The sequence below is a fragment of the Streptomyces sp. HUAS MG56 genome, from assembly GCF_058673395.1.
In genome coordinates, this window is sequence record NZ_CM178722.1 from 6,112,202 (window position 1) to 6,136,512 (window position 24,311).

At 71.8% G+C, this 24,311-nt stretch carries 22 protein-coding genes and 1 riboswitch; of the genes, 9 read left to right on the forward strand and 13 right to left on the reverse strand.

Annotated features, from left to right (window positions below; translation table 11 throughout):
• Positions 1 to 5: 5 nt before the first annotated feature.
• The 7 genes from AC4OXY_RS28905 to fahA all read right to left on the reverse strand — a co-directional run bounded on the left by AC4OXY_RS28905 (position 6) and on the right by fahA (position 7,103).
• A complete protein-coding gene (locus AC4OXY_RS28905) occupies positions 6 to 797 on the reverse strand; it encodes an ABC transporter ATP-binding protein (RefSeq protein ID WP_491991325.1) in 792 nt (263 codons plus the stop codon).
• On the reverse strand, positions 781 to 1,695 hold the full coding sequence (locus tag AC4OXY_RS28910) for an ABC transporter permease (protein WP_491991326.1): 915 nt from the start codon (positions 1,693 to 1,695) through the stop codon (positions 781 to 783). Before AC4OXY_RS28910 ends, AC4OXY_RS28905 begins: the two co-directional genes overlap by 17 nt.
• Positions 1,692 to 3,035: an ABC transporter substrate-binding protein gene (locus AC4OXY_RS28915; RefSeq protein WP_491991327.1), complete on the reverse strand. Its 1,344-nt coding sequence runs from the start codon at positions 3,033 to 3,035 to the stop codon at positions 1,692 to 1,694. Before AC4OXY_RS28915 ends, AC4OXY_RS28910 begins: the two co-directional genes overlap by 4 nt.
• Positions 3,036 to 3,049: 14 nt before the next feature.
• The gene (locus AC4OXY_RS28920) at positions 3,050 to 3,277 is read right to left on the reverse strand and encodes a 4Fe-4S dicluster domain-containing protein (protein WP_010986276.1); all 228 of its coding nucleotides are present in this window, start codon (positions 3,275 to 3,277) and stop codon (positions 3,050 to 3,052) included.
• Between the two features lie 48 nt (positions 3,278 to 3,325).
• Complete coding sequence (locus AC4OXY_RS28925; RefSeq protein WP_356027552.1) at positions 3,326 to 4,114, reverse strand: GntR family transcriptional regulator; 789 nt, start codon at positions 4,112 to 4,114, stop codon at positions 3,326 to 3,328.
• Positions 4,115 to 4,246: 132 nt separating this feature from the next.
• Positions 4,247 to 5,185: a M56 family metallopeptidase gene (locus tag AC4OXY_RS28930; protein WP_491991328.1), complete on the reverse strand. Its 939-nt coding sequence runs from the start codon at positions 5,183 to 5,185 to the stop codon at positions 4,247 to 4,249.
• 700 nt (positions 5,186 to 5,885) lie between these two features.
• On the reverse strand, positions 5,886 to 7,103 hold the full coding sequence (gene fahA / locus AC4OXY_RS28935; RefSeq protein WP_491991329.1) for a fumarylacetoacetase: 1,218 nt from the start codon (positions 7,101 to 7,103) through the stop codon (positions 5,886 to 5,888).
• Between the two features lie 305 nt (positions 7,104 to 7,408).
• Between fahA and AC4OXY_RS28940 the strand changes: the two genes are divergently transcribed.
• The 3 genes from AC4OXY_RS28940 to AC4OXY_RS28950 all read left to right on the forward strand — a co-directional run bounded on the left by AC4OXY_RS28940 (position 7,409) and on the right by AC4OXY_RS28950 (position 10,905).
• The gene (locus AC4OXY_RS28940) at positions 7,409 to 8,653 is read left to right on the forward strand and encodes a carboxylate--amine ligase (RefSeq protein WP_491994656.1); all 1,245 of its coding nucleotides are present in this window, start codon (positions 7,409 to 7,411) and stop codon (positions 8,651 to 8,653) included.
• 54 nt (positions 8,654 to 8,707) lie between these two features.
• Complete coding sequence (locus tag AC4OXY_RS28945; RefSeq protein WP_356027545.1) at positions 8,708 to 9,946, forward strand: FAD-dependent oxidoreductase; 1,239 nt, start codon at positions 8,708 to 8,710, stop codon at positions 9,944 to 9,946.
• A 152-nt stretch (positions 9,947 to 10,098) separates the two neighbouring features.
• A complete protein-coding gene (locus tag AC4OXY_RS28950; protein WP_491991330.1) occupies positions 10,099 to 10,905 on the forward strand; it encodes an HAD family hydrolase in 807 nt (268 codons plus the stop codon).
• Between the two features lie 24 nt (positions 10,906 to 10,929).
• Here the strand turns inward: AC4OXY_RS28950 and AC4OXY_RS28955 are convergent, their stop codons facing one another.
• Positions 10,930 to 11,433: a transglycosylase SLT domain-containing protein gene (locus tag AC4OXY_RS28955; protein WP_376293469.1), complete on the reverse strand. Its 504-nt coding sequence runs from the start codon at positions 11,431 to 11,433 to the stop codon at positions 10,930 to 10,932.
• 4 nt (positions 11,434 to 11,437) lie between these two features.
• Positions 11,438 to 11,618, reverse strand: a riboswitch (cyclic di-AMP (ydaO/yuaA leader).
• Between the two features lie 614 nt (positions 11,619 to 12,232).
• Here AC4OXY_RS28955 and AC4OXY_RS28960 point away from each other — a divergent pair.
• The 5 genes from AC4OXY_RS28960 to AC4OXY_RS28980 all read left to right on the forward strand — a co-directional run bounded on the left by AC4OXY_RS28960 (position 12,233) and on the right by AC4OXY_RS28980 (position 18,109).
• Positions 12,233 to 13,243: a polyprenyl synthetase family protein gene (locus AC4OXY_RS28960; protein WP_356027538.1), complete on the forward strand. Its 1,011-nt coding sequence runs from the start codon at positions 12,233 to 12,235 to the stop codon at positions 13,241 to 13,243.
• 341 nt (positions 13,244 to 13,584) lie between these two features.
• Positions 13,585 to 14,793: a LolA family protein gene (locus tag AC4OXY_RS28965; RefSeq protein ID WP_356027535.1), complete on the forward strand. Its 1,209-nt coding sequence runs from the start codon at positions 13,585 to 13,587 to the stop codon at positions 14,791 to 14,793.
• A 70-nt stretch (positions 14,794 to 14,863) separates the two neighbouring features.
• Entirely contained in the window at positions 14,864 to 15,862 is a 999-nt protein-coding gene (locus AC4OXY_RS28970; RefSeq protein WP_362822969.1) for an ABC transporter ATP-binding protein, read from the forward strand.
• Positions 15,849 to 16,766 (forward strand): ABC transporter permease, encoded by a 918-nt coding sequence (locus AC4OXY_RS28975; protein ID WP_491991331.1) that lies wholly within the window; start codon positions 15,849 to 15,851, stop codon positions 16,764 to 16,766. The genes AC4OXY_RS28970 and AC4OXY_RS28975 overlap by 14 nt, the downstream gene beginning before the upstream one ends.
• 176 nt (positions 16,767 to 16,942) lie before the next feature.
• Positions 16,943 to 18,109: a hypothetical protein gene (locus tag AC4OXY_RS28980; protein ID WP_491991332.1), complete on the forward strand. Its 1,167-nt coding sequence runs from the start codon at positions 16,943 to 16,945 to the stop codon at positions 18,107 to 18,109.
• Between the two features lie 52 nt (positions 18,110 to 18,161).
• On the opposite strand, the gene AC4OXY_RS28985 is transcribed toward AC4OXY_RS28980, so the two are convergent.
• The 3 genes from AC4OXY_RS28985 to AC4OXY_RS28995 form a co-directional block, all read right to left on the reverse strand.
• Positions 18,162 to 18,629 carry a VOC family protein gene (locus tag AC4OXY_RS28985; RefSeq protein WP_376293460.1) on the reverse strand — a complete coding sequence of 156 codons (468 nt, stop codon included), beginning with the start codon at positions 18,627 to 18,629 and terminating at the stop codon, positions 18,162 to 18,164.
• 86 nt (positions 18,630 to 18,715) lie between these two features.
• Positions 18,716 to 19,684, reverse strand: a complete 969-nt coding sequence (gene rarD, locus AC4OXY_RS28990) for an EamA family transporter RarD (protein WP_356027523.1) — start codon at positions 19,682 to 19,684, stop codon at positions 18,716 to 18,718.
• Positions 19,685 to 19,816: 132 nt separating this feature from the next.
• The gene (locus AC4OXY_RS28995; RefSeq protein WP_362822966.1) at positions 19,817 to 20,671 is read right to left on the reverse strand and encodes an SDR family oxidoreductase; all 855 of its coding nucleotides are present in this window, start codon (positions 20,669 to 20,671) and stop codon (positions 19,817 to 19,819) included.
• Between the two features lie 92 nt (positions 20,672 to 20,763).
• Between AC4OXY_RS28995 and AC4OXY_RS29000 the strand changes: the two genes are divergently transcribed.
• On the forward strand, positions 20,764 to 21,153 hold the full coding sequence (locus tag AC4OXY_RS29000; protein ID WP_362822965.1) for a winged helix-turn-helix transcriptional regulator: 390 nt from the start codon (positions 20,764 to 20,766) through the stop codon (positions 21,151 to 21,153).
• A 28-nt stretch (positions 21,154 to 21,181) separates the two neighbouring features.
• Here the strand turns inward: AC4OXY_RS29000 and AC4OXY_RS29005 are convergent, their stop codons facing one another.
• On the reverse strand, positions 21,182 to 22,243 hold the full coding sequence (locus AC4OXY_RS29005; protein WP_356027515.1) for a 2-oxoacid:ferredoxin oxidoreductase subunit beta: 1,062 nt from the start codon (positions 22,241 to 22,243) through the stop codon (positions 21,182 to 21,184).
• Positions 22,236 to 24,164 carry a 2-oxoacid:acceptor oxidoreductase subunit alpha gene (locus tag AC4OXY_RS29010; RefSeq protein WP_491991333.1) on the reverse strand — a complete coding sequence of 643 codons (1,929 nt, stop codon included), beginning with the start codon at positions 24,162 to 24,164 and terminating at the stop codon, positions 22,236 to 22,238. Before AC4OXY_RS29010 ends, AC4OXY_RS29005 begins: the two co-directional genes overlap by 8 nt.
• Positions 24,165 to 24,311 lie beyond the last annotated feature (147 nt).

Here is a 24,311-nt window from a genome sequence, read left to right on the forward strand (position 1 = left end):
GCCTTTCAGGAGCCGAGCGAGGTCAGGATGTCGCGGCGCAGGGCCACACGGGCGGGAGCGTCCACAGCCCCGCGGTCGCGGGGGCCCGGGACGTCGCGCACGGCCACCACCCGGCCGGAGCCGAGGAGGGCCACGCGGTCGCCGAGGAAGAGGGCCTCGTCCACGTCGTGCGTGACGAAGACGACGGTCGCGCCCGTGCCGCGGAGCACCTCCACCAGCAGGTCCTGCATGCCGGAGCGGGTCTGGGCGTCCAGGGCGCCGAAGGGCTCGTCCATCAGGACCGCGCGTGGACTGTCGGCGAGCGCGCGAGCCAACTGGGCGCGCTGGCGCTGCCCGCCGGACACGAGGTGCGGCAACTGCCCCGCCTGCGCGCTGAGTCCGACGCGTTCGAGCCAGGACTCGGCCCGGGCACGGCGTTCACCGCGCGGTACGCCGCTGATGGCGAGCGGCAGTTCGACGTTCCCCCGCAAGGTGCGCCAGGGCAGCAGCGCGTCCTCCTGGAAGACCAGCGCGCGGTCGGCCGACGGCCCGGTCAGGGGACTGCCTTCCGCCTCGGCCGTGCCGCCCAGCACGGGCAGCAGCCCGGCGAGCGTGCGCAGCAGCGTGGACTTGCCGCAGCCCGAGGGGCCGACGACGGTGAGGATCTCGCCGGGATCGACGTCCAGGTCGACCTCGGACAGCACCGGCGCGTCCGGCCGCCCGAGCACGGCGGAACGGAACGTGAGCCGGGTACCACGTGCGCTCCCCGGCGCCGGCGTGCTGACGGGAGCGGTGACGGTCTCAGACGAGGTGCTCATCGCGGGCCTCCTCGGTGTCCTGGTGGCCCTGCTGCTCGGGCTGGGCGTGCTGCTCGGGATCGCGGCCGCCGCGAACGGGGACGACAGCGGGCCGGGCCGCGCGGGTGCGGCCGCCGGGGACGTACGAGGTTCGGGGCAGCCAGCGGGTCAGACGCCGGCCGAGGAGCTCCACGGCCGTGGAGGTCACCCAGCCGAGAACGCCGATGGTGACCATGCCGACGAAGACACCCGGGTAGTTCACCACCGTGTAGTCCTGCCAGGTGCGGTAACCGACCCCGTACTGGCCGGAGATCATCTCGGCGGAGATCACGCAGATCCACGACACGCCGATACCGACCGACAGCCCGCCGAAGATCCCGGGCAGCGCGCCCGGCAGCACCACCGACGCGAGGATCCGCAGTCGGCGACCGCCCATGGTGCGCACCGCCTCCTCCCAGACGGGGGTGAGCGCGCGGACCGCGTGCCGGGTGGAGACCAGCACGGGGAAATAGGCAGCGGTGCAGGTGATGAAGACAATGCCCTGCTCGTTGGAGGGGAAGAGGAGGATCGCGACCGGGACGAGGGCGATCGCCGGGATCGGGCGGATCACCTCCAGGACCGGACCGAGCAGATCCTCGGCGAGCCGCGAGCGGGCCACCAGCACGCCTGTCGCCACGCCGAGGACGGCGGCCAGGGCGAAGCCCGTGAGGATCCGGGTGAGGCTGTCGGCGAGGTCGGTCCAGTAGTCGTCACCGGAGAGCCGGCCGGCGAAGGCACGGGCCACGTCGGTGGCGGTCGGGAACTGCGAGAAGCGCAGCCACAGGTCGACCTTCAGGCCGGTCAGCAGCTGCCACAGGCCGAGGAAGGCCGCCAGGGAGGCGGTGCGCAGCGCATATCGCGTCAGGGGCCGGCGGGTCATGAGGCCCGCTCCAGGGCCTCGCGGTACGACACGGTGCGAGCGCCGCCGTGGGCGGCGACGTAGGCCTGCGCGGTGTCCGGGGTGACGAAGGGCAGCAATCGGTCGCCGTAGGCCACCCAGACCGCCTTGTCGGCGAACCAGAGCGTGCCGGTGGTGGCGTCGGGCACGTAGGCGGCACGGATGCCGTCCTGGTGCCCGGCCACGTAGGCCAGCAGCGCTTTCGGGGACTTCAAGGTGAGGGTCTTGTCGCTGTTCCTGGCCCATACCTCGCTCGCGGCCGGCGCGGGCGCGGCGGTGAGCCGCTGTGCGTAGGAGGTGCCGAGGGCCTTCTTCACGTACTGGTCGTCGACGAAGGAGTCCACGTCGATGTCGCCGGTCAGCTTGGCGGCCTTCAGCACGGACACGTCCTGCTTCAGCGCGGAGACGAGCTGGGGCTTGACGGCCGGGTCGAAGGTGGCGATGCCGTGGGCGCCGTTGTAGAGGTAGACCACCTCGGCGGGCAGGCCCGTGGCCCGGGCGACTTTTTCGGCGGCGGTGACGGGGTGGGCGTTGAGGTAGTCCGTCGCCTCGGCCTGGGCCTTGAGGAAGGCCTCCAGGACGGCGGGATGCCGCCGGGCGAAGTCCTCGCGGGCGGTCACACCGTGGAAGGTGGGCAGATTCAGCTGGGCGCCGTCGTACAAGGCCTTCGCCTTGCCCTGGTAGGCGAGCAGCCCGGGCCAGGCGACGAACTGCGACAGGGCGTCCACGCTGCCGGAGGCCAGCGCCGAGGCGCCCACAGCGGGTTGCTGGTTGAGCTTGGAGATGCCTTTGTCCGGGTCGATGCCGGCGCGTTGAAGGGCACGTACGAGCGTGCCGTCGGCGGCGGAGCCGATGCTCGTGGAGACCGTCTTGCCCTTCAGGTCCGTCAGCGAGGCGAGCTTCGCATCAGGGGCGGTGACTACGGTGTTGAGGCCGCCGCGCAGGTTGTAGCCGGTGACCGAGACCAGGTGCGTGGGGCGGCCGAGCTGCTTGCCGCGGGCCGCGTTGAGCAGGAGCGGAAAGTCGCCCATCGAGCCGATGTCGATCTTCCCGGCGGTCATCTGGGCGGTGATCGGGGCGCCTGTGGCGTAGTCCTGCCAGTCGACCTTGTAGGTGTGGCCGTCGTGCAGGGAGTCGAGCTGCTGCTCGAAGTAGCCGAGGGAGCGCAACAGGGTTCCCGCGGTGACGGTGTTGATGGTCTTGGACTGGTAGCCGACGGTCACGGTGACCGTGGAGCCGCTGCCCGCCTCGGCGCTGCCGCCGCAGGCGGACAGGGGGAGCAGGAGTGCGGCTGCCGACAAGGCAACTGCCGTGCGTTTCATGGGGGTTGTACCTCTCACCGGAGCAGGTAGGGCATGTTGACCGTGACGGCTCCGGTGGGACAGCGGGCCGCGCACGGGCCGCAGTACCAGCACTCGTCGACGTGCATGTACGCCTTGCCGTTGCTCTCGTCGATGGCGAGGGAGTCCAGCGGGCACATGTCCACGCAGAGGGTGCAGCCGTCGATGCACTTCGACTCGTCGATGGTGACGGGCACGTCGGCCCGCTGGGGCGCCAAGGGCATGGCTGTCTCCAGGAAACGTGCAGGCAGGGTGAGGTACGGCGGCCTTTGCTACGACCGGTGGAGCAGGCCGCTCATGGTGATGCGGTCGCCGCGGAAGCGGATGAACTCCAGGTCGACGGGGCGTCCGTCGGCGAGGTGGGTGAGGCGTTCCAGCATCAGTACGGCGCCGCCGCGCGGGGCCTGGAGCACGGCGGCGGAGTGGGCGTCCGCGTTCACCGCCTCCAGGGTGATCTCGGCGTGGCCGAGGCGCTGGCCGGTGATGGCTTCCAGAAGGCGGAAGACATCGGTGTTCTCCAGGTCGGCGCCGAGCAGGGCGGTGCCGATGTCGAGCGGGATGTAGGTCAGGTCGAGGGAGAGGGGGAGGCCGTTCAGGCGGCGCAGGCGCTCGATGTAGAGCACGTCGGCGCCGGCCGGTACGCCGAGGCGGTCGGCGACCGGGGCGGGTGCGGGAGCGGGGCCCATGGTGCGGACCTCGTTGGTGACGCGGCCGTGTTCGCGGAGGGTTTCCGCGAGGCCCAGAAGACGGTCGAGCCCGTGCGGGTACTTCCGGGCGACGATCACGGTGCCGACCCCCGGCTGCCGCTCCACCAGCCCTTCGGCCCGGAGCAAATCCAGGGCTTGGCGGACGGTGTTGCGGGAGGCGCGGTAGTCGGCGGCGAGGATCGACTCGTGGGGGAGGGGGCCGTCCTGGAAGGCGCCGGTGAGGAGCTGGTGGCGCAGCAGGTCGGCGAGCTGCCGGGCCCGGTCCGCACGCAGCCGGCGACGTGCGCGGTGGGCTGCGACGGTGGTCGCGGCGCCCTGACCGGCGTGGTCGCGGGGGCGGTCGGTGGGTGGCATGGCTGGAACCATACCGATGTGGTGGGGAAAGGCGTGTTGCCGCAGTGTTGCGCCAGGTGAGGGGGTGTTGGATACACCGCTGAGCTGCGGTTCTCGCTCAGCGGGCGGGAAGATCTGCCACCGGCGGGCCTGTCAGGACAGCGCCGTCAGCCCCGGGGCGAACGTGATCAGGAGGGGCAGCAGCGGCACCAGGGCGGCCACCGTCGTCGTCAGGGCCTGGTGTCGGCGCAGCAGCCGCGGCGGGGGCTCCAGGAGGCGGTCCACGCGCTCGCCCAGCAGGCGGCGGCTGGAGTCGCAGGAGAGGACACCCCGGTGCTGGTTCAGCTCGATCAGCGCGAGGGCCGTGGTGAGGTGTCCGCAGCGGCGGGACGCCGTGTCGTCGGCGGCCAGCTCGACCAGGCGGTGCGTCTGGTCGCAGAAGTGGGCGAAGAGCGGCACGCGCGGGAAGCCCGTGGCGAGCGCGGTGGACAGGTGCAGCAGCCAGTCGTGGTGGGCACGCGCGTGCCCGCGTTCGTGTGTGAGGACGGCGTCCAGCTGATGGTCGGTGAGGCGCTGCAGCGCGCCCGTGGTGACGACCAGCTGTGGCGGGTGGCCCGGCATCCACCAGGCGTCCGGGTACTCGTCCTCCAGCACGAGCATCGGGCCCCGCGCCGCAGGCAGTCCGGCCGGCAGGTCGGGGGCCCGTTCGCGCAGTTGTGCGCGAGCCTGGCCGCGGCTGCGGCGGGCCTCGACGATCTCCCGGGCCAGCATCGCCGTCGTCCACGCGGCCCCGCAGGCCAGCAGCAGGGTGAGGGCGGTGGCCCACACCGGTGTGGCGGACAGGTCGTACGCGGCGGTGACGGAGGGCGGCGCGGGGGCGAACACGCGGTCGCGGACGGTGTGGAAGACGGCCGCCGTGCCCAGGACCAGCGCGGCCAGACAGCACAACAGGACGGTGGCGACCAGGCACTGCCACACCCACAGCGCGACCACGGGTTCCCGCTCGGGCCAGGCGGCACGGGTCAGCGCGCGCGGTGCCGGCAGCGCGGACGTCAGGGCGACGACGCTCAGCAGGAGCAGGCAGACGGTCATGCCGGGGCTCCGGTTCCTGGTCGGAGAGGGGCGCGGGTGCGGGTGGTGCGGGGCGATGGGCCGGGGGCGCGTCGCATGGTGCGTTGTCCGCCCAGTATGCCGGGGAGGAGCGGTGAGAGGCAGGTCTCGGCAGTGATCTGTCCCGCGCTCCCGGCCGCATCGTTCCGTCGCGTCCGGCTCGGCCGGCCTCCGGGGGCGGAAGCCCTTCGTCTCCCGCTTCCGCACGGCCTGCCGCACCGCCTCCAGCACGTCGTCCGGCCCGAACCCCGGCGCGGGCGTCCAGGCCGCGAAGTCCCTCGTGCCGTCGGCGAGTTCCGCCGTCTCGCGGTGTCGGGCGCCCGGCGGCGGTGGAGCGACCCGCGTCCCCGCGCCGCGCCGGGTGCGGACCAGCGACGCCGCCTCCGGCTCGCGGCACACGCGCGCCATGGGGCCCGCCGCCGTAGCGTCGGCAGTCGATCGCCCTCCGGCGGTCGCCCGCTGCCGATCCGGACGGCGAGCCGGGCGCGGATCCGTCCGAAGTCACCAGCGCGACCGGGGACAGCGGCACCGGGACCGCGGTGGACACGGTGCCCGCGGTCCCGTCGCAGGTCACGGTCGGTTGGCGGCCCGGCCGGTCCAGGCCGTCCGGCGGGGCCGCCGCGCCGGACGTCGCCGGCACGCGCCGCCACGCACGCACGCACGCGCGTGGCGACCGCGTGGCTCACGCCGATACGACGCGGCCGCTGACCTCCCCCAGCCCGACCCGGCGTCCGTCCGGGCCGGGGGCCCACGCGGACAGCGTCACCACGTCGCCGTCCTCCAGGAAGGCCCGCTTGCCGTCGGGGAGTTCGAGGGGCTCGCGGCCGTTCCAGGTCAGCTCCAGGAGGGAGCCGCGCTGGCGTTCCTCGGGACCGCTCACCGTGCCCGAGCCGTACAGGTCGCCGGTGCGCAGCGAGGCGCCGTTCACCGTCATGTGGGCGAGTTGCTGGGCAGCGGTCCAGTACATGGTCGAGAACGGCGGCTCGGAGACCACATGGCCGTTGATCGCGACGGAGATCCGCAGGTCGTAGCCGCCCGGCTCGATGCCCGGCGCCGCGTCGTCCAGATAGGGCAGCAGGGGGTGCGTGCGCTCCGGGGCGGTCACGCGCGCGTGCTCCAGCGCGTCCAGCGGGGTGATCCATGCGGATACCGAGGTGGCGAAGGACTTGCCGAGGAACGGGCCGAGGGGGACGTACTCCCAGGCCTGGATGTCCCGCGCGGACCAGTCGTTCAGCAGGCAGAGGCCGAAGACGTGCTCCCGGAAGTCGCCGAGTGCGACCGGGCTGCCCAGTGCGGACGGGACGCCCACGACGAAGCCGACCTCGGCCTCGATGTCCAGCCGGACCGACGGGCCGAACACGGGCACCGGGTCGTCCGGGCCCTTGCGCTGCCCCGAGGGCCGTACGACGTCCGTGCCCGAGACGACGACCGTGCCGGAGCGGCCGTGGTAACCGATCGGCAGATGCTTCCAGTTGGGAGTGAGGGAGTCCGCGGCGTCCGGGCGGAAGATCTGGCCGACGTTCCTCGCGTGGTTCTCCGAGGCGTAGAAGTCGACGTAGTCCGCGACCTCGAAGGGCAGGTGCAGGGTCACCTCGGACAAGGGGCGGAACAGCGGTTCCACGGCCTCGCGGTGCGCGGGGTCCGTGACCCAGGCCGTGACGGCGTCCCGTACCTCCGACCACGTCGCGCGGCCGGCGCCCATGAGGGCGTTGAGGGTGGGGCGGGCGAGCAGCGCCTGGTGCGGCGAGCCGAGGGCGGCGGCCGCCGCGCCCGCGTCGAGGACGTGGTCCCCGAGCCGGACGCCGACCCTCCGCTCCGTGCTGCCGGAGGGCGAGAACACGCCATAGGGAAGGTTGTGCGGGCCGAAGGGGTCGCCCTCGGGGACGTCGAAGGGGGGCATGGGGTGCTGCCTCACTCTCATCCGGGCCGTGCATGGCGATGCGTTCCATGTGGTCGCGCCACACGTTACGGCCGTGACGCATGTCTTGGGCAGAGCCCCGAGGTGTGCCCCGGTGCACGTCCCGCCAGGTGCCCCGAAGGTTGCCCGCACGATACCTAAAGGGTTCGCAATGTCCGAATAGGCTCCGAATAGGCCTTGTCGGAGTGGGCAATTCCGGCTTAGCGTCCTTTGGGGACACGGACGGGCTGGATCCGTTCCGTTTGGGGGGACACGTGGGGGGACCCGTGGCCGGAGACGCCGTCAGTGTGCCGTTCGAGGCCGACCGTGACGTGCCGGGGCTGATCGTCAAGTTCGGCGATTATCCGCTGCACCACGGCGGTGTCGGCGCCATTCGCAGTCTGGGCCGCCTCGGCGTGCCCATGTACGCCATCACCGAGGATCCGTACACGCCGGCGGCGTCCTCGCGCTATCTGAAGAAGGCGTTCGTGTGGCCGACGACCGGCGCGGAGGACCCGGGCCACCTGGTCGAGGGGCTGCTGCGCGTCGGCCGTCGCATCGGCCGCCCGACCGTCCTGATACCGACCGACGAAGAGGCCGCCGTCCTGATCGCCGAGCACCAGGACGAGCTGGCCGGATCTTTTCTCTTCCCGAGGGTCGAGCCGGGGCTGCCGCGCCGGCTCGCCAGCAAACAGGGACTGCACGAACTGTGCGTCGAGCACGGCATCGCCAGCCCGTCGGCCGCGTTCCCGGAGTCGTACGACGACATCGTCGCCTTCGCGGACACGGCCCGCTTCCCGGTGGTGGCCAAGAACCGCGAGGCGTTCGTACGGCGGCGCCGGCCCGCCGTGAACGGCACCACACGGATCGCCACCCGGGAGGGCCTGCTCGCCCTGGCCCGCGACTGGGGCGACGAGCCGGGCGTGATCCTCCAGGAGTACCTCCCGCGCGAGGAGGCCGAGGACTGGATCGTGCACGCCTGCTTCGGCCCCGACTCCACCCCGCTCGCGCTGTTCACCGGCGTCAAGGTCCGCTCGTGGCCGCCGCACGCCGGGATGACGGCGAACGCCTACGTCGTCGACAACCCGGAACTCGCCGATCTCGCCGCGCGTTTCATCAAACAGATCGGCTTCAGCGGCATCATCGACCTCGACCTGCGCTTCGACCGGCGCGACGGACAGTACAAACTCCTGGACTTCAACCCCCGCATGGGCGCCCAGTTCCGGCTCTTCGAGAACGAGTCGGGGGTGGACGTGGTCCGCGCCCTGCACCTGCACCTGACCGGCCGCGCCGTACCGGAGGGGGAACAGCGCGCCGGCCACCGCTACGTCGTGGAGAACATCGACCTGCCTGCCCTCCTCGCCTACCGCCGCAGCGGCTACACGACGCCGCACGCACCGGCGAAGGCGAGCGGGACGGAGCTGGCCTGGTTCGCGGGTGACGACCCGCTGCCGTTCCTCACGATGCTCGCCCGCTTCGTGCGCCCGGGCGCGAAGCACCTGTATCAGCTGTGGCGGACCAACCGCCGCGGCGGCAACACCTCCACGAAGTAGGCCAAGCCACCAAGACGAGCAAGAGTGGCGCACCGTGTCCTGGGGAGGGACTTCGTGACTCGACCGGTTGCAGTCATCGGGGCCGGGCCGTTCGGCCTGTCCACCGCCGCCCATCTCCGCGCGCGCGGCATCCCTGTCCGCGTCTTCGGCGACCCCATGGTCAGCTGGCGCGCCCACATGCCCGAGGGCATGCTCCTGAAGTCGACACCCGCCGCGTCGAGCCTGGACTGCCCGCAGCCCGGCCACACCCTCGCCGACTACTGCGACGCGGCCGGCATCCGCCGCCTGGTGGCCGACGAGGACATCATCCCGGTGGAGACCTTCGTCGCCTACGGCGAGTGGTTCCAGCAGAAGCTGCTGCCCGGCCTGGAGCGGGTGCGGGTCGTGTCCGTCGACCGTGACGCGCGCGGCGGCTTCGAACTCAAGCTGGACTCGGGAGAGCTGTGCACCGCGCGCGCGGTCGTCGTCGCCACCGGCCTGTCCGGCCTCGCCCACCTTCCGCCGGAACTCGCGGGCGCGGCACCCGACGGGCCTTCCGCCACCGGACCGCTCTCGCACAGCTCCCAGCACCACGACCTCGGGCGGTTCGCCGGCCGGGAGCTGATCGTCGTCGGCGCCGGCCAGTCCGCGCTGGAGACGGCCGCGCTCGCCGCCGAAGCCGGCGCACGCGTGCGCGTGGTCGCGCGCGGCCGCGGCCGGGTCGCCTTCGGCGCCCCGCCCTGGGAGCAGCCGAGGCTGCGCCCCGCATCCCCCTTCGGCCGCGCCTGGTCGCTGTGGGCGCTCAGCTACTACCCGCACCCCTACCGCCACCTGCCCGAGGCCGCCCGTCACTACCTGGTCCGCCGCGTCCTCGGACCGCTCGGCGCCTGGTGGCTGCGCGAGCGGTTCGACAGCGCCGTACAGGTGCAGGAAGTCGAGCGGATCGTCCGCGCTGAGGCGTCGGACGGCAGCCCCGTCCTCACCGTCCGCACGTTCTCCCGCTCCCGAACCGGCCCGCGCGGGCAGACCCCTGCCGACGGCGTGGAACGGCTCGCCGCCGACCACGTCATCGCGGCCACCGGCTACCGCGTCGACATCGCGGCGATGGACTTCCTCGGCCACGGCCTGCGCACCCGGCTGGCCGTGAGCCGCGGTGCGCCGAGGCTCGGCCCCGGCTGCGTCTCCTCCGTCCCCGGCCTGTACTTCACCGGCCTGCCGGCGGCGGCGTCGTACGGCCCGGTGATGCGCTTCGTGTGCGGCACGGAGTTCGCCTCGCCGCGACTGGCGAAGCACCTGGCGGCGGCCCACGGCTGACGAAGCGGCCGCATCCGGGGACGGCGACGGCATACAGGGGACCCCGACGGTGTCATCAGGCCGACGGCGGGCGCCACTTGGGGGTGATGAGCACGTAAGTACGCAGTACGGCAAGGTGAGTCGGACAGGCCCCGCGTCCGTATTCTCTGATCATGGCAGCCGCATACGCACTGATCGCCACTGACCTGGACGGCACGCTGCTGCGGGGCGACGACACGGTCTCCGACCGGTCGCTCGCCGCGCTCGCGCGGGCGGCGCGGGCCGGTGCCCGGCATCTGGTGGTGACGGGCCGTCCGGCCCCTCGGGTACGGCCGCTGCTCGCGCGCCTCGGCTGCGCGGGGCTCGCGGTGTGCGGACAGGGCGCGCAGGTCTACGACGCCGGGAGCGGGCGCCTGCTCTGGTCGGTCCGGCTGCACCGGGAACTGGCCGAGGAGGCGCTCGGCAAGATCGAGGCCGAGGTGGGGCAGGTCTACGCGGCCGTCGACCAGGACGGCGTCGACGGGCTCACGCTCATCGAGCCCGGCTACCGGATGCCGCACCCGACCCTGCCCTCGGTGCGGGTCGACCGGCGCGACGACCTGTGGCACAAGCCCATCAGCAAGGTGCTGCTGCGCCATGCCGCCCTGTCCGACGACGAGTTGGCGGCCGTCGCGCGCGCGGTGGTGGGTTCGCTCGCGACGGTCACCATGTCGGGGCCGGGGACCGTGGAGCTCCAGCCGTCCGGGGTGACCAAGGCGACCGGGCTGGCGCTCGCCGCGGAGCGGCTCGGCGTCGGTGCCCGACAGGCGCTGGCCTTCGGGGACATGCCCAACGACATCCCGATGTTCGACTGGGCCGGGCACGGGGTCGCCATGGCCGGCGCGCATCCCGAACTGAAGGCGTTGGCCGACGAGATCACCATGTCGAACGAGGACGACGGCGTCGCCGTCGTCCTCGAAAGACTGTTTCCGACCGGCTGACCGGCTGACCGGCTGACCGGTGTCTCAGTACGCGCTGTGGACGTTGTCGATCGAGCCGTAGCGCGCGGCGGCGTAGTTGCAGGCCGCGGTGATGTTCGCGACCGGGTCGTACGGGTCGAACGCGGTGCCGGTCACGTGGTAGGCCCGGAAGGTCGGGTCGATGACCTGGAGCAGGCCCTTGGACGGGATGCCGGCGGCGGCGTTGGAGTCCCAGTTGTTGATGGCCAGCGGGTTGCCGGAGGACTCCCGCATGATGTTGCGGAAGATGCCGTTGTAGGAGCCGGGGATGCCCTTCTGGGCCATGATCGAGAGGGACTCGCGGATCCAGCCGTCGAGGGTGTTCGTGTACCCGGACGTGTGGACGAGGGACGTGGTCGCGGCGGCCGTCGAGGGCGTGCTGGTGGCGGCGGAGGCGCTGGTGGCGCCGATGAGCGGCATCGCGAGGACGGCGGCACCGGTGCCGGCGACGGCGAGGGTGCGCATGAGACGGCTGGTGCGGGTACGGCTGTGCTGAGCGGCAGCAGACATGGGGAGTTCCTCTCCGGCGCCTGCGAGGTGAGCTGTCGGGTTCGGGCGGGGAGGTGCCCGGCCGTGCCTTCGCGAGAAGGCGCGGCTTCACCCCTAGCCGTTCCGGTGCGACGTGTGCCGACCGGTCCGGCGACTTACCTGGGTCCCCCGCTCCTGCCGTACGAATGGGTTCGCGGATGGTTGTGCGGGCGGCGGCAGGATTCGGCGTCCGCCCAGCGAGCCGGAACGTATGCGAGAGCACATGTCGGGAACAAGTGCCGGAATCACACAACGTCCTGTTTGACCTTGAACTGCCCCCTATGTGGTACTTGATCCTTTGCGGTTGTCAACCCTCAACTCGCGCGCCGGGCAAGGAGAACGGGCGGTTCGGCGGCCGGTGTGCGGACATGGGCGTCCGTGACCCAACTCACGAAGTATCAAATAGTCATAAAGGGGACATAGCGGATTTCAGGGACTCGCGCTCGGAGTGGCGCCGGTCGCGAAGGGGGACGTGGAAAGGGGGGTGGGTGAGGGGTGGAGTGAGGGGTGGGTGTGAGATGGCCCGCGGGTGAGGGTGGAGCCATTACTCCGCTCGCCCCTCGGTTCGCGACAAAGCGCAAGGTGTCCTGTTAAGTCGATGAATGTCCGTTCTTACCATCTGATCGAAAACAAAGCGGCCATGATCCAATAGCGCCCGGGCCGGACCGGTGGGCGCTATCGGTGATCGAAACAGGACCGGATACGCTGACTTGAGTGATGGCAGCGACCTATCGACAAACCGTGTAATCGCCAGCAGACACCAGCAGACAGGAGACCCCTCGTGACCGTCGTCGGGCCGTTCGGGCTGAGCGTGCGGGACCAGGCTCTCGAAGCCGATGTCCAGGCCGGATTGGCGGCTGTCGAGGAAGGCTTGCTCGAGGCCACCAAGAGCGAGGTCCCGTTCATCACGGAGGCCGCGCAGCACCTCGTACGGGCCGGCGGGAAGCGGTTCCGGCCGCTGCTCGTGATGCTCGCGGCGCAGTTCGGCGACCGCTACGCGCCGGGCATCGTGCCGTCGGCCGTCGTCGTGGAGCTGACCCACCTCGCCACGCTGTACCACGACGACGTCATGGACGAGGCGGCCGTGCGGCGCGGTGTGGACAGCGCCAACACCCGCTGGGGCAACTCCGTCGCGGTCCTCACCGGCGACTTCCTCTTCGCCCGTGCCTCCCAGATCCTCGCCGACCTCGGGCCCGAGGCGGTCCGGGTGCAGGCCCTCGCGTTCGAGCGGCTGGTCACGGGCCAGATCCTGGAGACCGCGGGCCCCTCGGACGGCCGCGACCCGGTCGAGCACTACCTGGACGTGCTCGGCGGCAAGACCGGCTCGCTGGTGGCGGTCTCGTGCCGGTTCGGCGCGATGATGTCGGGCGCCGACGAGACGGTCGTCGACGTCCTCACCCAGTACGGCGAGCGGCTCGGCGTCGCCTTCCAGCTCGCCGACGACGTCCTGGACATCGCCTCCGACTCGCACGAGTCCGGCAAGACCCCGGGCACCGACCTGCGCGAGGGCATCCCGACGCTGCCCGTGCTCCGGCTGCGCGAGCGCGCGGCCCGGCTGGGGCTGCCCGAGGACCTCGCGCTGTGCGAGCTGTTGGACTCCGACCTCACCGACGACGCCCGGCACGCCGAGGCCCTGACCGCGCTGCGTGCGCACCCCGCGCTGGAGCAGGCCCGCCGCGACACCGTGCGTTATGCCGAGGAGGCCCGGGCCGCGCTGTCGCCGCTGCGGGACTGCGACGCCAAGGCGGCTCTGGTGGAGCTGTGCGACGCGGTGGTGCACCGCGCGGGCTGAGGCCCCGGGCCACCCACGACGGCGTGCCGGCCCGCGACGGCGTACCGGCTCGTCCCCGCTGACAGTGGCTGACGTGTCCGCGATATGGCACACGGCCGTACGGCGCCCTTCGGCATCCGTGCGACCGGGCCCGGCCCCTAGGGGTCCCGGTGGTCGCCGCCCCTACGTGTCATACCGCAGGCGTACACGGAGTTGGCTCCGTGGTCTGACGCTTCCTCATGGCCGATTTGGTGAGATGGGGAACACGGACATCACCACTCCTCACCGATTCGGGTGAGAATGGCGGCTCAGGGTGGACCAGCGTGAGGAAAGCCGCCGCCGACGACGGAGGTAAGGCACACATGGCACCGTACGAATCCGATGACGCGGTGGACGTCGCGCGGGACGAGAACCCGCACGCCGGACGCCGCAAGGCCGCGCGTTACGCGGTCCCGGTCGCGGTGGTGGGCGTGGCGGCGGCCACGATCGGGCTGGTCCCGGCGCTCGCCGCCTCGGGCGACCCGGACCTGCCCAAGATCACCGCGAAGCAGCTCATCGACAAGATCGCCAAGTCGGACGTGCAGCAGCTGTCCGGCACGGTGAAGATCAGCACCGACCTCGGCCTGCCGAACCTCGGCGGCCTGGAGAGCAGCCTGGCCTCCGGGGCCGGCAAGGGCGCCGGCGCCGGCTCCTCCGCCGACCCGCAGGCCAAGCTCACCGAGCTGGTCTCCGGCACGCACACGCTGCGCGTCGCCGCCGACGGCCCGGACAAGCAGAAGATCTCGCTGCTGGAGAGCGGCTCCGAGTACAGCCTCATCCACGACGGCACGAACGTCTGGGGCTACGACAGCAAGACCAACTCCGTCTCCCACAGCACCTCCCCCGAGACGGGCAAGGACCGCAGGGCCGAGCAGCCGCCGGCCACGCCGAAGGACTTCGCCGACCAGGCGCTGAAGGCGGTGGACGGCACCACGTCCGTCACCGTCGACGGCACCGAGCAGGTCGCCGGCCGCGCCGCCTACAAGCTGCTGATCAAGCCGCGCCAGTCGGGCACCACGGTCGGCGCGATCAGCATCGCGGTCGACGCGAAGACGGGCATGCCGCTGAAGTTCACGCTGACCCCGAAGAGCGGCGGCGCCGCCGTCGTCGACGCGGGCTTCACCGAGGTCTCCTTCGCCAGGCCGGCCGCCTCCACGTTCACCTTCACCCCGCCCAAGGGCGCGAAGGTGACGGAGCAGAAGAAGGGCGCCACGGCCCGGGAGCACGACGGGTTCAAGCCCGGCGGGGGCCTCGCCCAGGGCCACGACAAGGGCACTGTCATCGGCAAGGGCTGGACGTCCGTCGCCACGTTCGACACGGGCGCCAAGGGCGGCCTGCCGAGCGGCGGTTCCAAGGCCGGCGACCTCAGCGGCTTCCTCGGCTCGCTCGGCGACAAGGTCTCGGGCAAGTTCGGCAAGGGCACGGTCTTCTCCACCCGCCTGGTCAACGTCCTGATGACCGACGACGGCAAGGTCTACGCCGGCGCGGTGACGAAGGACGCCCTGGTGAAGGCGGCGAACGAAGGAAAGTGACCCTGTCCGGGCACTACGGACCGTGATCGTGCGTTGACCCTTTACGGAAGCACGAACCGAGGGGGAGCCGATGGACGGACCGTCCGCCACGGAGCGGGAGGCGGGGGACGCCGAGCGGCATGCCCCCGGGCAGGCCGAGGCGAGCGTCATCGCCACGCGCGGTCTCACCAAGCGCTACCGCGGCGGACAGCTCGCCGTGGACGGTCTGGATCTGACCGTCCCGGCCGGCAGTGTCTTCGGCTTCCTCGGTCCGAACGGCTCGGGCAAGACCACGACCATCCGCATGCTGATGGGCCTGATCGAGCCGACCGCAGGCACGGCCCGGGTGCTGGGCCGCCCGATGCCCCGGGCGGCCCGCTCCGTGCTGCCCGAGGTCGGCGCGCTCATCGAGGGCCCCGCGCTGTACGGCTTCCTCTCCGGCCGGGACAACCTGCTGCGCTACGACGCCGCCGACCCGACCGCCGACCCGCGCACCCGGCGCGCCCGCGTCGCCGCCGCCCTGGACCGGGTGGGCCTCGCGGCGGCCGCCGGAAAGAAGGCGAGAGCGTACTCGCTGGGCATGAAGCAGCGCCTGGGTCTTGCGGCCGCCCTGCTCCAGCCGCGCCGGCTGCTCGTCCTGGACGAGCCCACCAACGGCCTCGACCCGCAGGGCATGCGGGAGATCCGCACCCTGATCAGAGAACTGGCCGCCGACGGCACGACGGTCTTTCTCTCCTCCCACCTCCTCGACGAGATCGAGCAGGTGTGCACGCACGCGGCGGTCATGGCGCAGGGCCGGCTCGTCACACAGGGCGCGGTGGCCGACCTGGCTGCCGGGGCGCGCGGCCGGCTGGTGGTGACCACCCCGGATCCGGCCGAGGCTGCCCGGGTGCTGAAGGAACAGGGCGTCGCGGACGTCACCGCCGACGGCGACCGGGTCACCGGCGAACCGCCCGCGCGGGACCTCGCCGAGGTGAACGCCGCGCTGGTCATGGCGGGCGTGCGGGTGCGCGGCCTCGCGCTCGAACGGGCCTCGCTGGAGGACGCGTTCGTGGCACTGACGGGGGAGGGCTTCGATGTCGCGGGCTGAGACGGATCCCCTGTCCGAGAGGGCTCCCGGGTTCGGGGCGGCCCTCGTCCCCGCCGTGCGCCGGCCGAGCCCGCTGTGGACGTTCGGGCTGCTGCGCAGCGAACTGGTCACGACCGTCCGACGCTGGCGCACGCTCGCCCTGCTCGGGGTGCTGGCCGCGGTGCCGGTGCTGGTCGGGATCGCGGTGAAGATCGAGACGCGCGGCGGCGGGTCGGCGGACCACGGCGGCCAGGGCCCTGCGTTCATCTCGCAGATCACCAACAACGGCCTGTTCCTGGTGTTCACGGCACTCGCCGCGACCTTGCCGTTCTTCCTGCCGATGGCCGTCGGCGTCGTCGCGGGGGACGCGATAGCGGGCGAGGCGGGCGCGGGCACGCTGCGCTATCTGATGGTCGCCCCGGCCGGCCGCACCCGGCTGCTGCTCACCAAGTACGCGACGGTGATGGCCTTCTGCCTGCTGGCCACCCTGGTCGTCGCCGTCTCGGCACTGATCGTCGGCGTGCTGCTCTTCCCGCTGGGCGACCTCACGACGATATCCGGCACGCAGATCAGCTTCGCCGAGGGCCTCGGCCGAGCCCTGCTGATCGCCCTGGTCGTCGCCCTCTCGCTGGTCGGCGTGGCCGCCCTCGGCCTGTTCGTCTCGACGCTCACGAACAGCGGCATCGCGGCGATGGCGACCACCGTGGGGCTGCTCATCACCGTCCAGATTCTCGACCAGATACCCCAGCTGCACGCCCTCCAGCCGTACTTCTTCTCGCACTACTGGCTGTCCTTCGCCGACCTGATCCGCGACCCCGTCTACTGGGACGGCCTGGAGAAGAACCTCGGCCTCCAGGCGCTGTACGCGGCCGTGTTCGGCACGGCGGCCTGGGCGAGGTTCACGACGAAGGACATCAGCGCCTGAGCTCCTGCCGGGCCCGCGCGAAGAGCGTCTTCGCGCCGCCGCTGAGCATGCTCCCGGGAGGCGGCTGGTGCGAGGCTGTGACGGTGCGGTGACCCGGAAGCCGAGGGGAGCGGAGACACTGGTGGGCAGGACGCGTACGACCGGAATCGCGACGCCGGGGGAGTGAGGGAAAACCGATGTCTCGACTGAGCTTCGAGAAGAAGCGGGCGCAGCGGCCCGCGGAGCACCGGGCGGCGGTGCCGGTCCGGGTGTTCGGCGCGGGTGGCGCGTCGGTGGGCGGGACGTCGGTGGCGGCCGTGCCGGGCGAGGAGATCCACCAGACGGTCCTGAACCGCCTCCAGCGCCTCGCCATCAGCCTCGGCGCCCCGATACGTGCCACGATCCAGGACGACCGGGTGGGCCTCATGGTTCCCCTGGAGGTCTCGGCGGACGGTTCCAGCCGCGTCATGGGGGAGCCGGTGCGGACGGCTCCGCCGCACGAGGCGGAGAAGGCGCAGCCGGCGGAGCAGGCCGGGTCGTGCCCGGAACCGAAGGCCGGGACGGCGCGGGTGCCGACGGGGCAGTTCGGCCCCCCGCCGGTCATGGACGCGCCGGTGGCGGCCGCCGCCACCACAACCACCACCACGGCTGCTGCTCCCTCCGCTCCCTCCGCCCTCTCCACTCCCTCTTCCGCCGCCCCCGCGCCCGAAGCCGCACCCCTCCCCACCCCCGACCACATCCCTGCTCCCGCCGCCTCCTCCCCCTCCCCCTCCCTCTCGGTCTCTCTCCCCCTGTACGCCGAGCCGGAGGCGCCGGTCGCGGCCCACACGCCGGCCCGGGGGTTCGACGCCGTCGCCGAGGAGGTGCTCGGGGACGGGCCGTTGACGGAGACGGCGGAGGGAGCCGAGTTGCTGACCGAGCCGATGACGCGGATCAACGAGGCCGTGCGCGCGGGCCGGATCGAGGTGGCGGCGGAGCTCACCGACCGTACGGTCACCGAGGCCTCCACCGTGCTGGGCCCCGGCCATGCCGAGGTGCTGCACCTGCGTGAACTGTCCGCCTACATCGCCTACTTGGGCGGCGAACCGGTCCGCGCCTTCGAACAGTCCCTGGACCTCGCCCGGCTGCGCCGGCAGGCGCGGGACGCGGAAGCCGCCTACGGCAACGTCCGCAGCGCGGCGACCGCCTGGCGTGCGGTGCGTGACCCCGAGGAGGGCCTGCGGCTGGGCCGCGACCTGATCGAGCTGTGGACGGACCTCAGCGCCGAGCCGGGTCCCGCCTCCGACGACCTGCACCCCCTGGAGTCCGCCCGCGCCCGCATGGGCCGCCTGACCGACCGGGCGGCCCGCGCCGCACAGTCGTGAGCCCGGCCGCCGTACAGCCGTGAGCGAGGTCCCACGGGGCTCGCCCCGCGGCTCACTGCACGCAGAACTCGTTGCCCTCGGGGTCCGTCAGCACCACCCACTGCCCGGCGGGCTCCGTCACCTCGCGCACCACGCGCGCGCCCAGCGCCTCCAGCCGGGCCACCTCCTGCGCGCGCCGCTCCGGGCCGGCGTGCAGGTCGAGGTGGAGCCGGTTCTTGGCCGTCTTCGGCTCCGGGACGCGTTGGAAGAGCAGGCGCCGGCCCAGCCCGGTGCCGGTTGCGGGGTCGTACGGGTCGTCGGGGTGCCGTACGGCGATCAGGTCACGGAAGGCGGGGCGGCCGTGGTACTCGACCGTGGCCTCGCCGGGCAGCGCGCCGGCGGACAGCAGCCGTTCGATCAGGGCGCTGTTGTCCTCGGCCGGGTAGTGCAGCGCCGCGGCCCAGAAGTCGGCCTGGGCGTGCGGGTCGGCCGCGTCGATGACGAGCTTCCAGTGCAGGGGTGCGGGCGTCTGTGTCGACATGGCTGTCACTTATAGCGCGCGCCACTGACAGCGGCCGTCGGACACGACCGCGGCCCGCCACGACGGCCGTGGCCGTGGAACAGCCGTCAGGCGTCCACCGCGGCGGACTCGGCCTGGCCGCCGCGCGCCACCACCAGCGACCGCCGCGTGCGGCGCGCGGAGCGCAGCGCGTCGCCCGTGAGCAGGATCAGCGCCAGCCAGACCAGCGCGAAGCCGGCCCACCGCTCCATCGGCATGGCCTCGTGGAAGTACAGGATGCCGAGCAGGAACTGGAAGACGGGGGCGAGGTACTGGAGCAGGCCCAGCGTGGACAGCGGCACGCGGATCGCCGCCGCGCCGAAGCAGACCAGCGGCAGCGCGGTGACCAGGCCGGTGGAGGCGAGCAGGGCGGCGTGCCCGGAGCCGTCGTTCACGAAGCTGGACTCGCCGTGGGCGACGAGCCAGAGCAGATAGCCGAGCGCGGGCAGGAACTGGATCGCGGTCTCGGCGGCCAGTGACTCGACGCCGCCGAGGTCGACCTTCTTCTTCACCAGGCCGTAGGTGCCGAAGGAGAAGGCGAGGACGAGCGAGATCCACGGCGGGCGGCCGTAGCCGATGGCCAGCACGACGACGGCGGCGAGGCCGGTCGCGACCGCCGCCCACTGCACCGGCCGCAGCCGTTCCTTGAGTAGCAGCACGCCCAGCGCGATGGTCACCAGCGGGTTGATGAAGTACCCGAGCGAGGCCTCGACCACATGGCCGGCGTTCACGGCCCAGATGTAGACGCCCCAGTTCACGCTGATGACGGTCGCCGCCACGGCGACGAGCGCGAGCCGGCGCGGCTGGCGCAGCAGCTCTCCGGCCCAGGCCCAGCGCCGTACGAAGAGCAGCGCGGCGGCGACGACGACCAGGGACCAGACCATGCGGTGGGCGAGGATCTCCACCGCGCCGGCGGGTTTCAGCAGCGGCCAGAAGAGGGGGACCAGCCCCCACATGCCATAGGCGGCGAAGCCGTTCAGCAGGCCTGTCCGGTCCTCGCTTCCGGAGCTCCCGGAGTTCTTGGACGTCCCGCTCACGGCCCCTCCTTCTCGTGGTGCATCGGCACACGCGCGCGCGAGAACGAAGGTAGTGCCGAGCACCCCCGGCTGTCATGCCCGTATCGGTATACGGTCATGACAGCCGGTGGAAACCCGGTGGAGGCGGAAGGGTCAGCCCTTGACGGCCGCGCTGACCGCCTCCGCCAGCGACTGCGCCGGGCGGCCGGTCAGACGGGTGAGGTCGCCGGTGGTGACGACCAGCTCGCCCTTCTCGATGGAGGCGTCCACTTCGGCCAGGATCCCGGCCAGCGGAGCGGGCAGCCCGGCGCCGGTCAGGATGCCGGTCAGCACCTCGGGGGTGACCGGGGTGTAGGCGATCTCCTTGCCGGTCTGCCGGCTGAGCTCGGCCGCGTACTCGGCGAAGCCGAAGGGCTCGTCGCCGCCCAGCTCGTAGGTCTTGTTCTCGTGGCCCTCGCCGGTCAGCACCGCGACCGCGGCGGCGGCGTAGTCGGCGCGGGAGGCGGCGGAGATCCGGCCGGCGCCGGCGGCCTGGACGACGGCGCCGTGCTCCAGCACCGGTGCGAGGTTCTCGGTGTAGTTCTCGAAGTACCAGCCGTTGCGCAGCAGCGTGTACGGCAGGCCGGAGGCGAGCAGCACCTCCTCGGTCGCGCGGTGGTCGTCCGCGAGGGCGGCCGTCAGGGTGCCCGGGGCGCTGGTGTACGCGAGCAGCGCCACGCCGGCCGCCTTCGCCGCGTCGATGACGACCTTGTGCTGCGCCACCCGGCCCTTGTCGAACTCGTTGCCCGAGATCAGCAGGACCTTGTCGCCGGCGGCGAAGAGGCTGCCGAAGGTCTCGGGCGCGTTGTAGTCGGCGACGGCGAGCCGTACGCCGCGGGCCGCGAGGTCGGCGGCCTTCTGCTCGTCGCGCACGACGGCGGTGATCTGCTCCGCCGGAACCTTTTCCAGCAGCTGCTCCACGACGTGGCGGCCGAGGTGTCCGGTGGCTCCGGTGACGACGATGCTCATGATGTGCGATCTCCTTCTCGGGTGCGTCCTTCGCTAACCCTAGGAGTGGCGCTAACTGTTGGAAAGTACCTACTTTGAAGTAAGGTACCTGCATGTCGGTAAGTGAGTGGAAGGGCGGCGGCGAGGCGATGTGCCCCCAGCGCCTGGTCCTGGAGCATGTCACCAGCCGTTGGGGTGTGCTGGTGCTGATCCAGCTCCTCGACCGCCCGTACCGCTTCAGCGAACTGCGCCGCGCGATCGGCCGGGTCAGCGAGAAGATGCTCACGCAGACCCTCCAGACCCTGGAGCGCGACGGCCTCGTCCACCGGGACGCCAAGCCCGTCATCCCGCCCCGTGTCGACTACTCCCTCACCGACCTCGGCCGCGAGGCGGCGGAGCAGGTGCGGGCGCTGGCGCAGTGGACCGCGCGGCGCATGGACGACGTGCTCGGCGCCCGGCGGGCATACGACGAGGCCCGGGAAATCCAGTCCCGGGCCTCGTAGCCGAGCGAGAGAGACGAGAGCTGACGCTTCAGCCGACGACCGTCCAGGTGTCGCCCCCGGCCAGCAGCGCGGCGAGGTCGCCCTTGCCCTTCTGCTCGACGGCGGTGTCCAGCTGGTCGGCCATCGCGGTGTCGTAGACCGGGCGTTCGACGTTGCGGAAGACGCCGATCGGGGTGTGGTGCAGGGTGTCGGGGTCGGCGAGGCGGGAGAGGGCGAAGGCGGTGGTCGGGGACGCGGAGCGTGCGTCGTGGACCACGATGTCCGCCTCGTTCTCCGCGGTCACGGTGACGACTTCGAGGTCGCCGGTGGCCCGGTCGCGTACGACACCGCGCGCGCCGTCGGCGCCGAAGCGGATCGGCTGCCCGTGCTCCAGGCGGATCAGTGCTTCCTGGGCCCGCTGCTTGTCCTTCAGGGCGTCGAAGGCGCCGTCGTTGAAGATGTTGCAGTTCTGGTAGATCTCGATCAGGGCCGTGCCCGGGTGGTCTGCGGCCTGGCGCAGCACCTCGGTCAGGTGCTTGCGGTCGGAGTCGATCGTGCGGGCCACGAAGGACGCCTCGGCGCCGATGGCCAGCGACACCGGGTTGAACGGGGCGTCCAGGGAGCCCATCGGGGTCGACTTGGTGATCTTGCCGACCTCGGAGGTCGGGCTGTACTGGCCCTTGGTCAGGCCGTAGATCCGGTTGTTGAACAGCAGGATCTTCAGGTTCACGTTGCGCCGCAGGGCGTGGATCAGGTGGTTGCCGCCGATGGACAGCGCGTCGCCGTCACCGGTGACCACCCACACGCTCAGGTCCCGCCTGCTGGTGGCGAGCCCGGTCGCGATCGCCGGGGCGCGCCCGTGGATGGAGTGCATCCCGTAGGTGTTCATGTAGTACGGGAAGCGGGAGGAGCAGCCGATGCCGGAGACGAAGACGATGTTCTCCTTCGCCAGGCCCAGCTCGGGCATGAAGCCCTGGACGGCGGCCAGGATCGCGTAGTCACCGCAGCCCGGGCACCAGCGCACCTCCTGGTCCGACTTGAAGTCCTTCATCGACTGCTTGGCCTCGGCCTTGGGGACCAGCTGGAGCAGCCCGTTGCCGGCGTCAGTCATGGATGGCCTCCTTCAGCGCCGTGGCGAGCTGTTCCGCCTTGAACGGCATGCCGTTGACCTGGTTGTAGGAGTGGGCGTCGACCAGGTACTTCGCCCGGATCAGCATGGCGAGCTGCCCGAGGTTCATCTCGGGGATCACCACCTTGTCGTAACGCCGCAGCACCTCACCGAGATTCCGCGGGAAGGGGTTGAGGTGGCGCAGGTGCGCCTGTGCGATCGACTCGCCGGAGCGGCGCAGGCGTCGTACCGCCGCCGTGATCGGTCCGTACGTCGAGCCCCAGCCCAGCACCAGCGTCCGCGCGGTGTCCGGGTCGTCGACCTCGATGTCCGGCACGGTGATGCCGTCGATCTTGGCCTGGCGGGTACGGACCATGAAGTCGTGGTTGGCCGGGTCGTAGGAGATGTTGCCGGTGCCGTCCTGCTTCTCGATGCCGCCGATGCGGTGCTCCAGACCCGGCGTGCCCGGGATCGCCCACGGCCGGGCCAGGGTGTGCGGATCCCGCTTGTAGGGCCAGAAGACCTCGGTGCCGTCGGCCAGGGTGTGGTTCGGGCCCTGCGCGAACTGGACGGTGAGGTCCGGCAGTTCGTCCAGGTCGGGGATCCGCCAGGGCTCCGAGCCGTTGGCCAGGTAGCCGTCGGAGAGCAGCATCACCGGCGTGCGGTACGTCAGTGCGATCCGGGCCGCCTCCAGGGCCGCGTCGAAGCAGTCCGCCGGGGTCTTCGGGGCGACGATCGGCACCGGTGCCTCGCCGTTGCGGCCGTACATCGCCTGGAGCAGGTCCGCCTGCTCGGTCTTGGTCGGCAGACCCGTCGACGGGCCGCCGCGCTGGATGTCGACCACCAGCAGCGGCAGTTCCAGGGAGACGGCCAGGCCGATCGTCTCGCTCTTGAGCGCCACACCCGGGCCGGACGTCGTGGTCACCGCGAGCGAGCCGCCGAACGCCGCGCCGAGCGCCGCGCCGATGCCCGCGATCTCGTCCTCGGCCTGGAAGGTGCGTACGCCGAAGTTCTTGTGCCGGCTCAGCTCGTGCAGGATGTCGGAGGCCGGGGTGATCGGGTACGAGCCCAGGAACAGCGGCAGGTCCGCCTGGCGCGAGGCCGCGATCAGGCCGTAGGCGAGGGCGAGGTTGCCGGAGATGTTCCGGTAGGTGCCCACGGGGAAGGCCTTGGCGGCCGGGGCGACCTCGTAGGAGACCGCGAAGTCCTCCGTCGTCTCGCCGAAGTTCCAGCCCGCGCGGAACGCCGCGATGTTCGCCGCCATGATCTCGGGCTTCTTCGCGAACTTCGACTTCAGGAACCTCTCGGTGCCCTCGGTCGGCCGGTGGTACATCCACGACAGCAGGCCCAGCGCGAACATGTTCTTGCTGCGTTCGGCCTCCTTGCGGGAGAGGTCGAACTCCTTCAGGGCCTCCACCGTGAGCGTGGTCAGCGGCACCGGGTGCAGGTTGTAGCCGTCCAGCGAGCCGTCGTCCAGCGGGGAGGCGTCGTAGCCGACCTTCTGCAGGGCGCGCTTGGTGAACTCGTCCGTGTTGACGATGACCTCGGCGCCGCGCGGCAGGTCGCCGATGTTCGCCTTCAGCGCGGCCGGGTTCATCGCGACGAGCACGTTGGGCGCGTCACCCGGGGTGAGGATGTCGTGGTCCGCGAAGTGCAGCTGGAAGCTGGAGACGCCGGGCAGGGTGCCGGCGGGGGCGCGGATCTCGGCGGGGAAGTTGGGGAGGGTGGAGAGGTCGTTGCCGAAGGAAGCGGTTTCCGAGGTGAAACGGTCACCGGTGAGCTGCATGCCGTCACCCGAGTCCCCCGCGAACCGGATGATCACCCGGTCCAGACGCCGCACGTCCTTCGCGTCGCCCGGATCGCGCTGCTCTCCCACGACGTTTCCGTCGGCCTGCTCCGCTGGGCTGCTGACCTGGCTGGTCACTGAACTGGACCTCCTTCGAGGCGGCTGTCCGGGGGTTGGCCGTCCCACGGACCATCCCAGATCAACCCTACGTCGGTTAGGGTCGCCTTCCCGAGGCCATCCACCGATTGGACGACATTTCGAGACGGCCTGTCGCGCTGGCTTGGC

Coding starts and splice junctions, on each gene's coding strand:
- AC4OXY_RS28910 (WP_491991326.1), bottom strand. CDS start 1,695: ATGACCCGCCGGCCCCTGACGCGATATGCGCTGCGCACCGCCTCCCTG.
- AC4OXY_RS28915 (WP_491991327.1), bottom strand. CDS start 3,035: ATGAAACGCACGGCAGTTGCCTTGTCGGCAGCCGCACTCCTGCTCCCC.
- AC4OXY_RS28905 (WP_491991325.1), bottom strand. CDS start 797: ATGAGCACCTCGTCTGAGACCGTCACCGCTCCCGTCAGCACGCCGGCG.
- AC4OXY_RS28970 (WP_362822969.1), top strand. CDS start 14,864: ATGGACGGACCGTCCGCCACGGAGCGGGAGGCGGGGGACGCCGAGCGG.
- AC4OXY_RS28955 (WP_376293469.1), bottom strand. CDS start 11,433: ATGTCTGCTGCCGCTCAGCACAGCCGTACCCGCACCAGCCGTCTCATG.
- AC4OXY_RS28920 (WP_010986276.1), bottom strand. CDS start 3,277: ATGCCCTTGGCGCCCCAGCGGGCCGACGTGCCCGTCACCATCGACGAG.
- AC4OXY_RS28965 (WP_356027535.1), top strand. CDS start 13,585: ATGGCACCGTACGAATCCGATGACGCGGTGGACGTCGCGCGGGACGAG.
- AC4OXY_RS28950 (WP_491991330.1), top strand. CDS start 10,099: ATGGCAGCCGCATACGCACTGATCGCCACTGACCTGGACGGCACGCTG.
- fahA (WP_491991329.1), bottom strand. CDS start 7,103: ATGCCCCCCTTCGACGTCCCCGAGGGCGACCCCTTCGGCCCGCACAAC.
- AC4OXY_RS29005 (WP_356027515.1), bottom strand. CDS start 22,243: ATGACTGACGCCGGCAACGGGCTGCTCCAGCTGGTCCCCAAGGCCGAG.
- AC4OXY_RS28980 (WP_491991332.1), top strand. CDS start 16,943: ATGTCTCGACTGAGCTTCGAGAAGAAGCGGGCGCAGCGGCCCGCGGAG.
- AC4OXY_RS28975 (WP_491991331.1), top strand. CDS start 15,849: ATGTCGCGGGCTGAGACGGATCCCCTGTCCGAGAGGGCTCCCGGGTTC.
- AC4OXY_RS28985 (WP_376293460.1), bottom strand. CDS start 18,629: ATGTCGACACAGACGCCCGCACCCCTGCACTGGAAGCTCGTCATCGAC.
- AC4OXY_RS28930 (WP_491991328.1), bottom strand. CDS start 5,185: ATGACCGTCTGCCTGCTCCTGCTGAGCGTCGTCGCCCTGACGTCCGCG.
- AC4OXY_RS29000 (WP_362822965.1), top strand. CDS start 20,764: ATGTCGGTAAGTGAGTGGAAGGGCGGCGGCGAGGCGATGTGCCCCCAG.
- AC4OXY_RS28925 (WP_356027552.1), bottom strand. CDS start 4,114: ATGCCACCCACCGACCGCCCCCGCGACCACGCCGGTCAGGGCGCCGCG.
- AC4OXY_RS28995 (WP_362822966.1), bottom strand. CDS start 20,671: ATGAGCATCGTCGTCACCGGAGCCACCGGACACCTCGGCCGCCACGTC.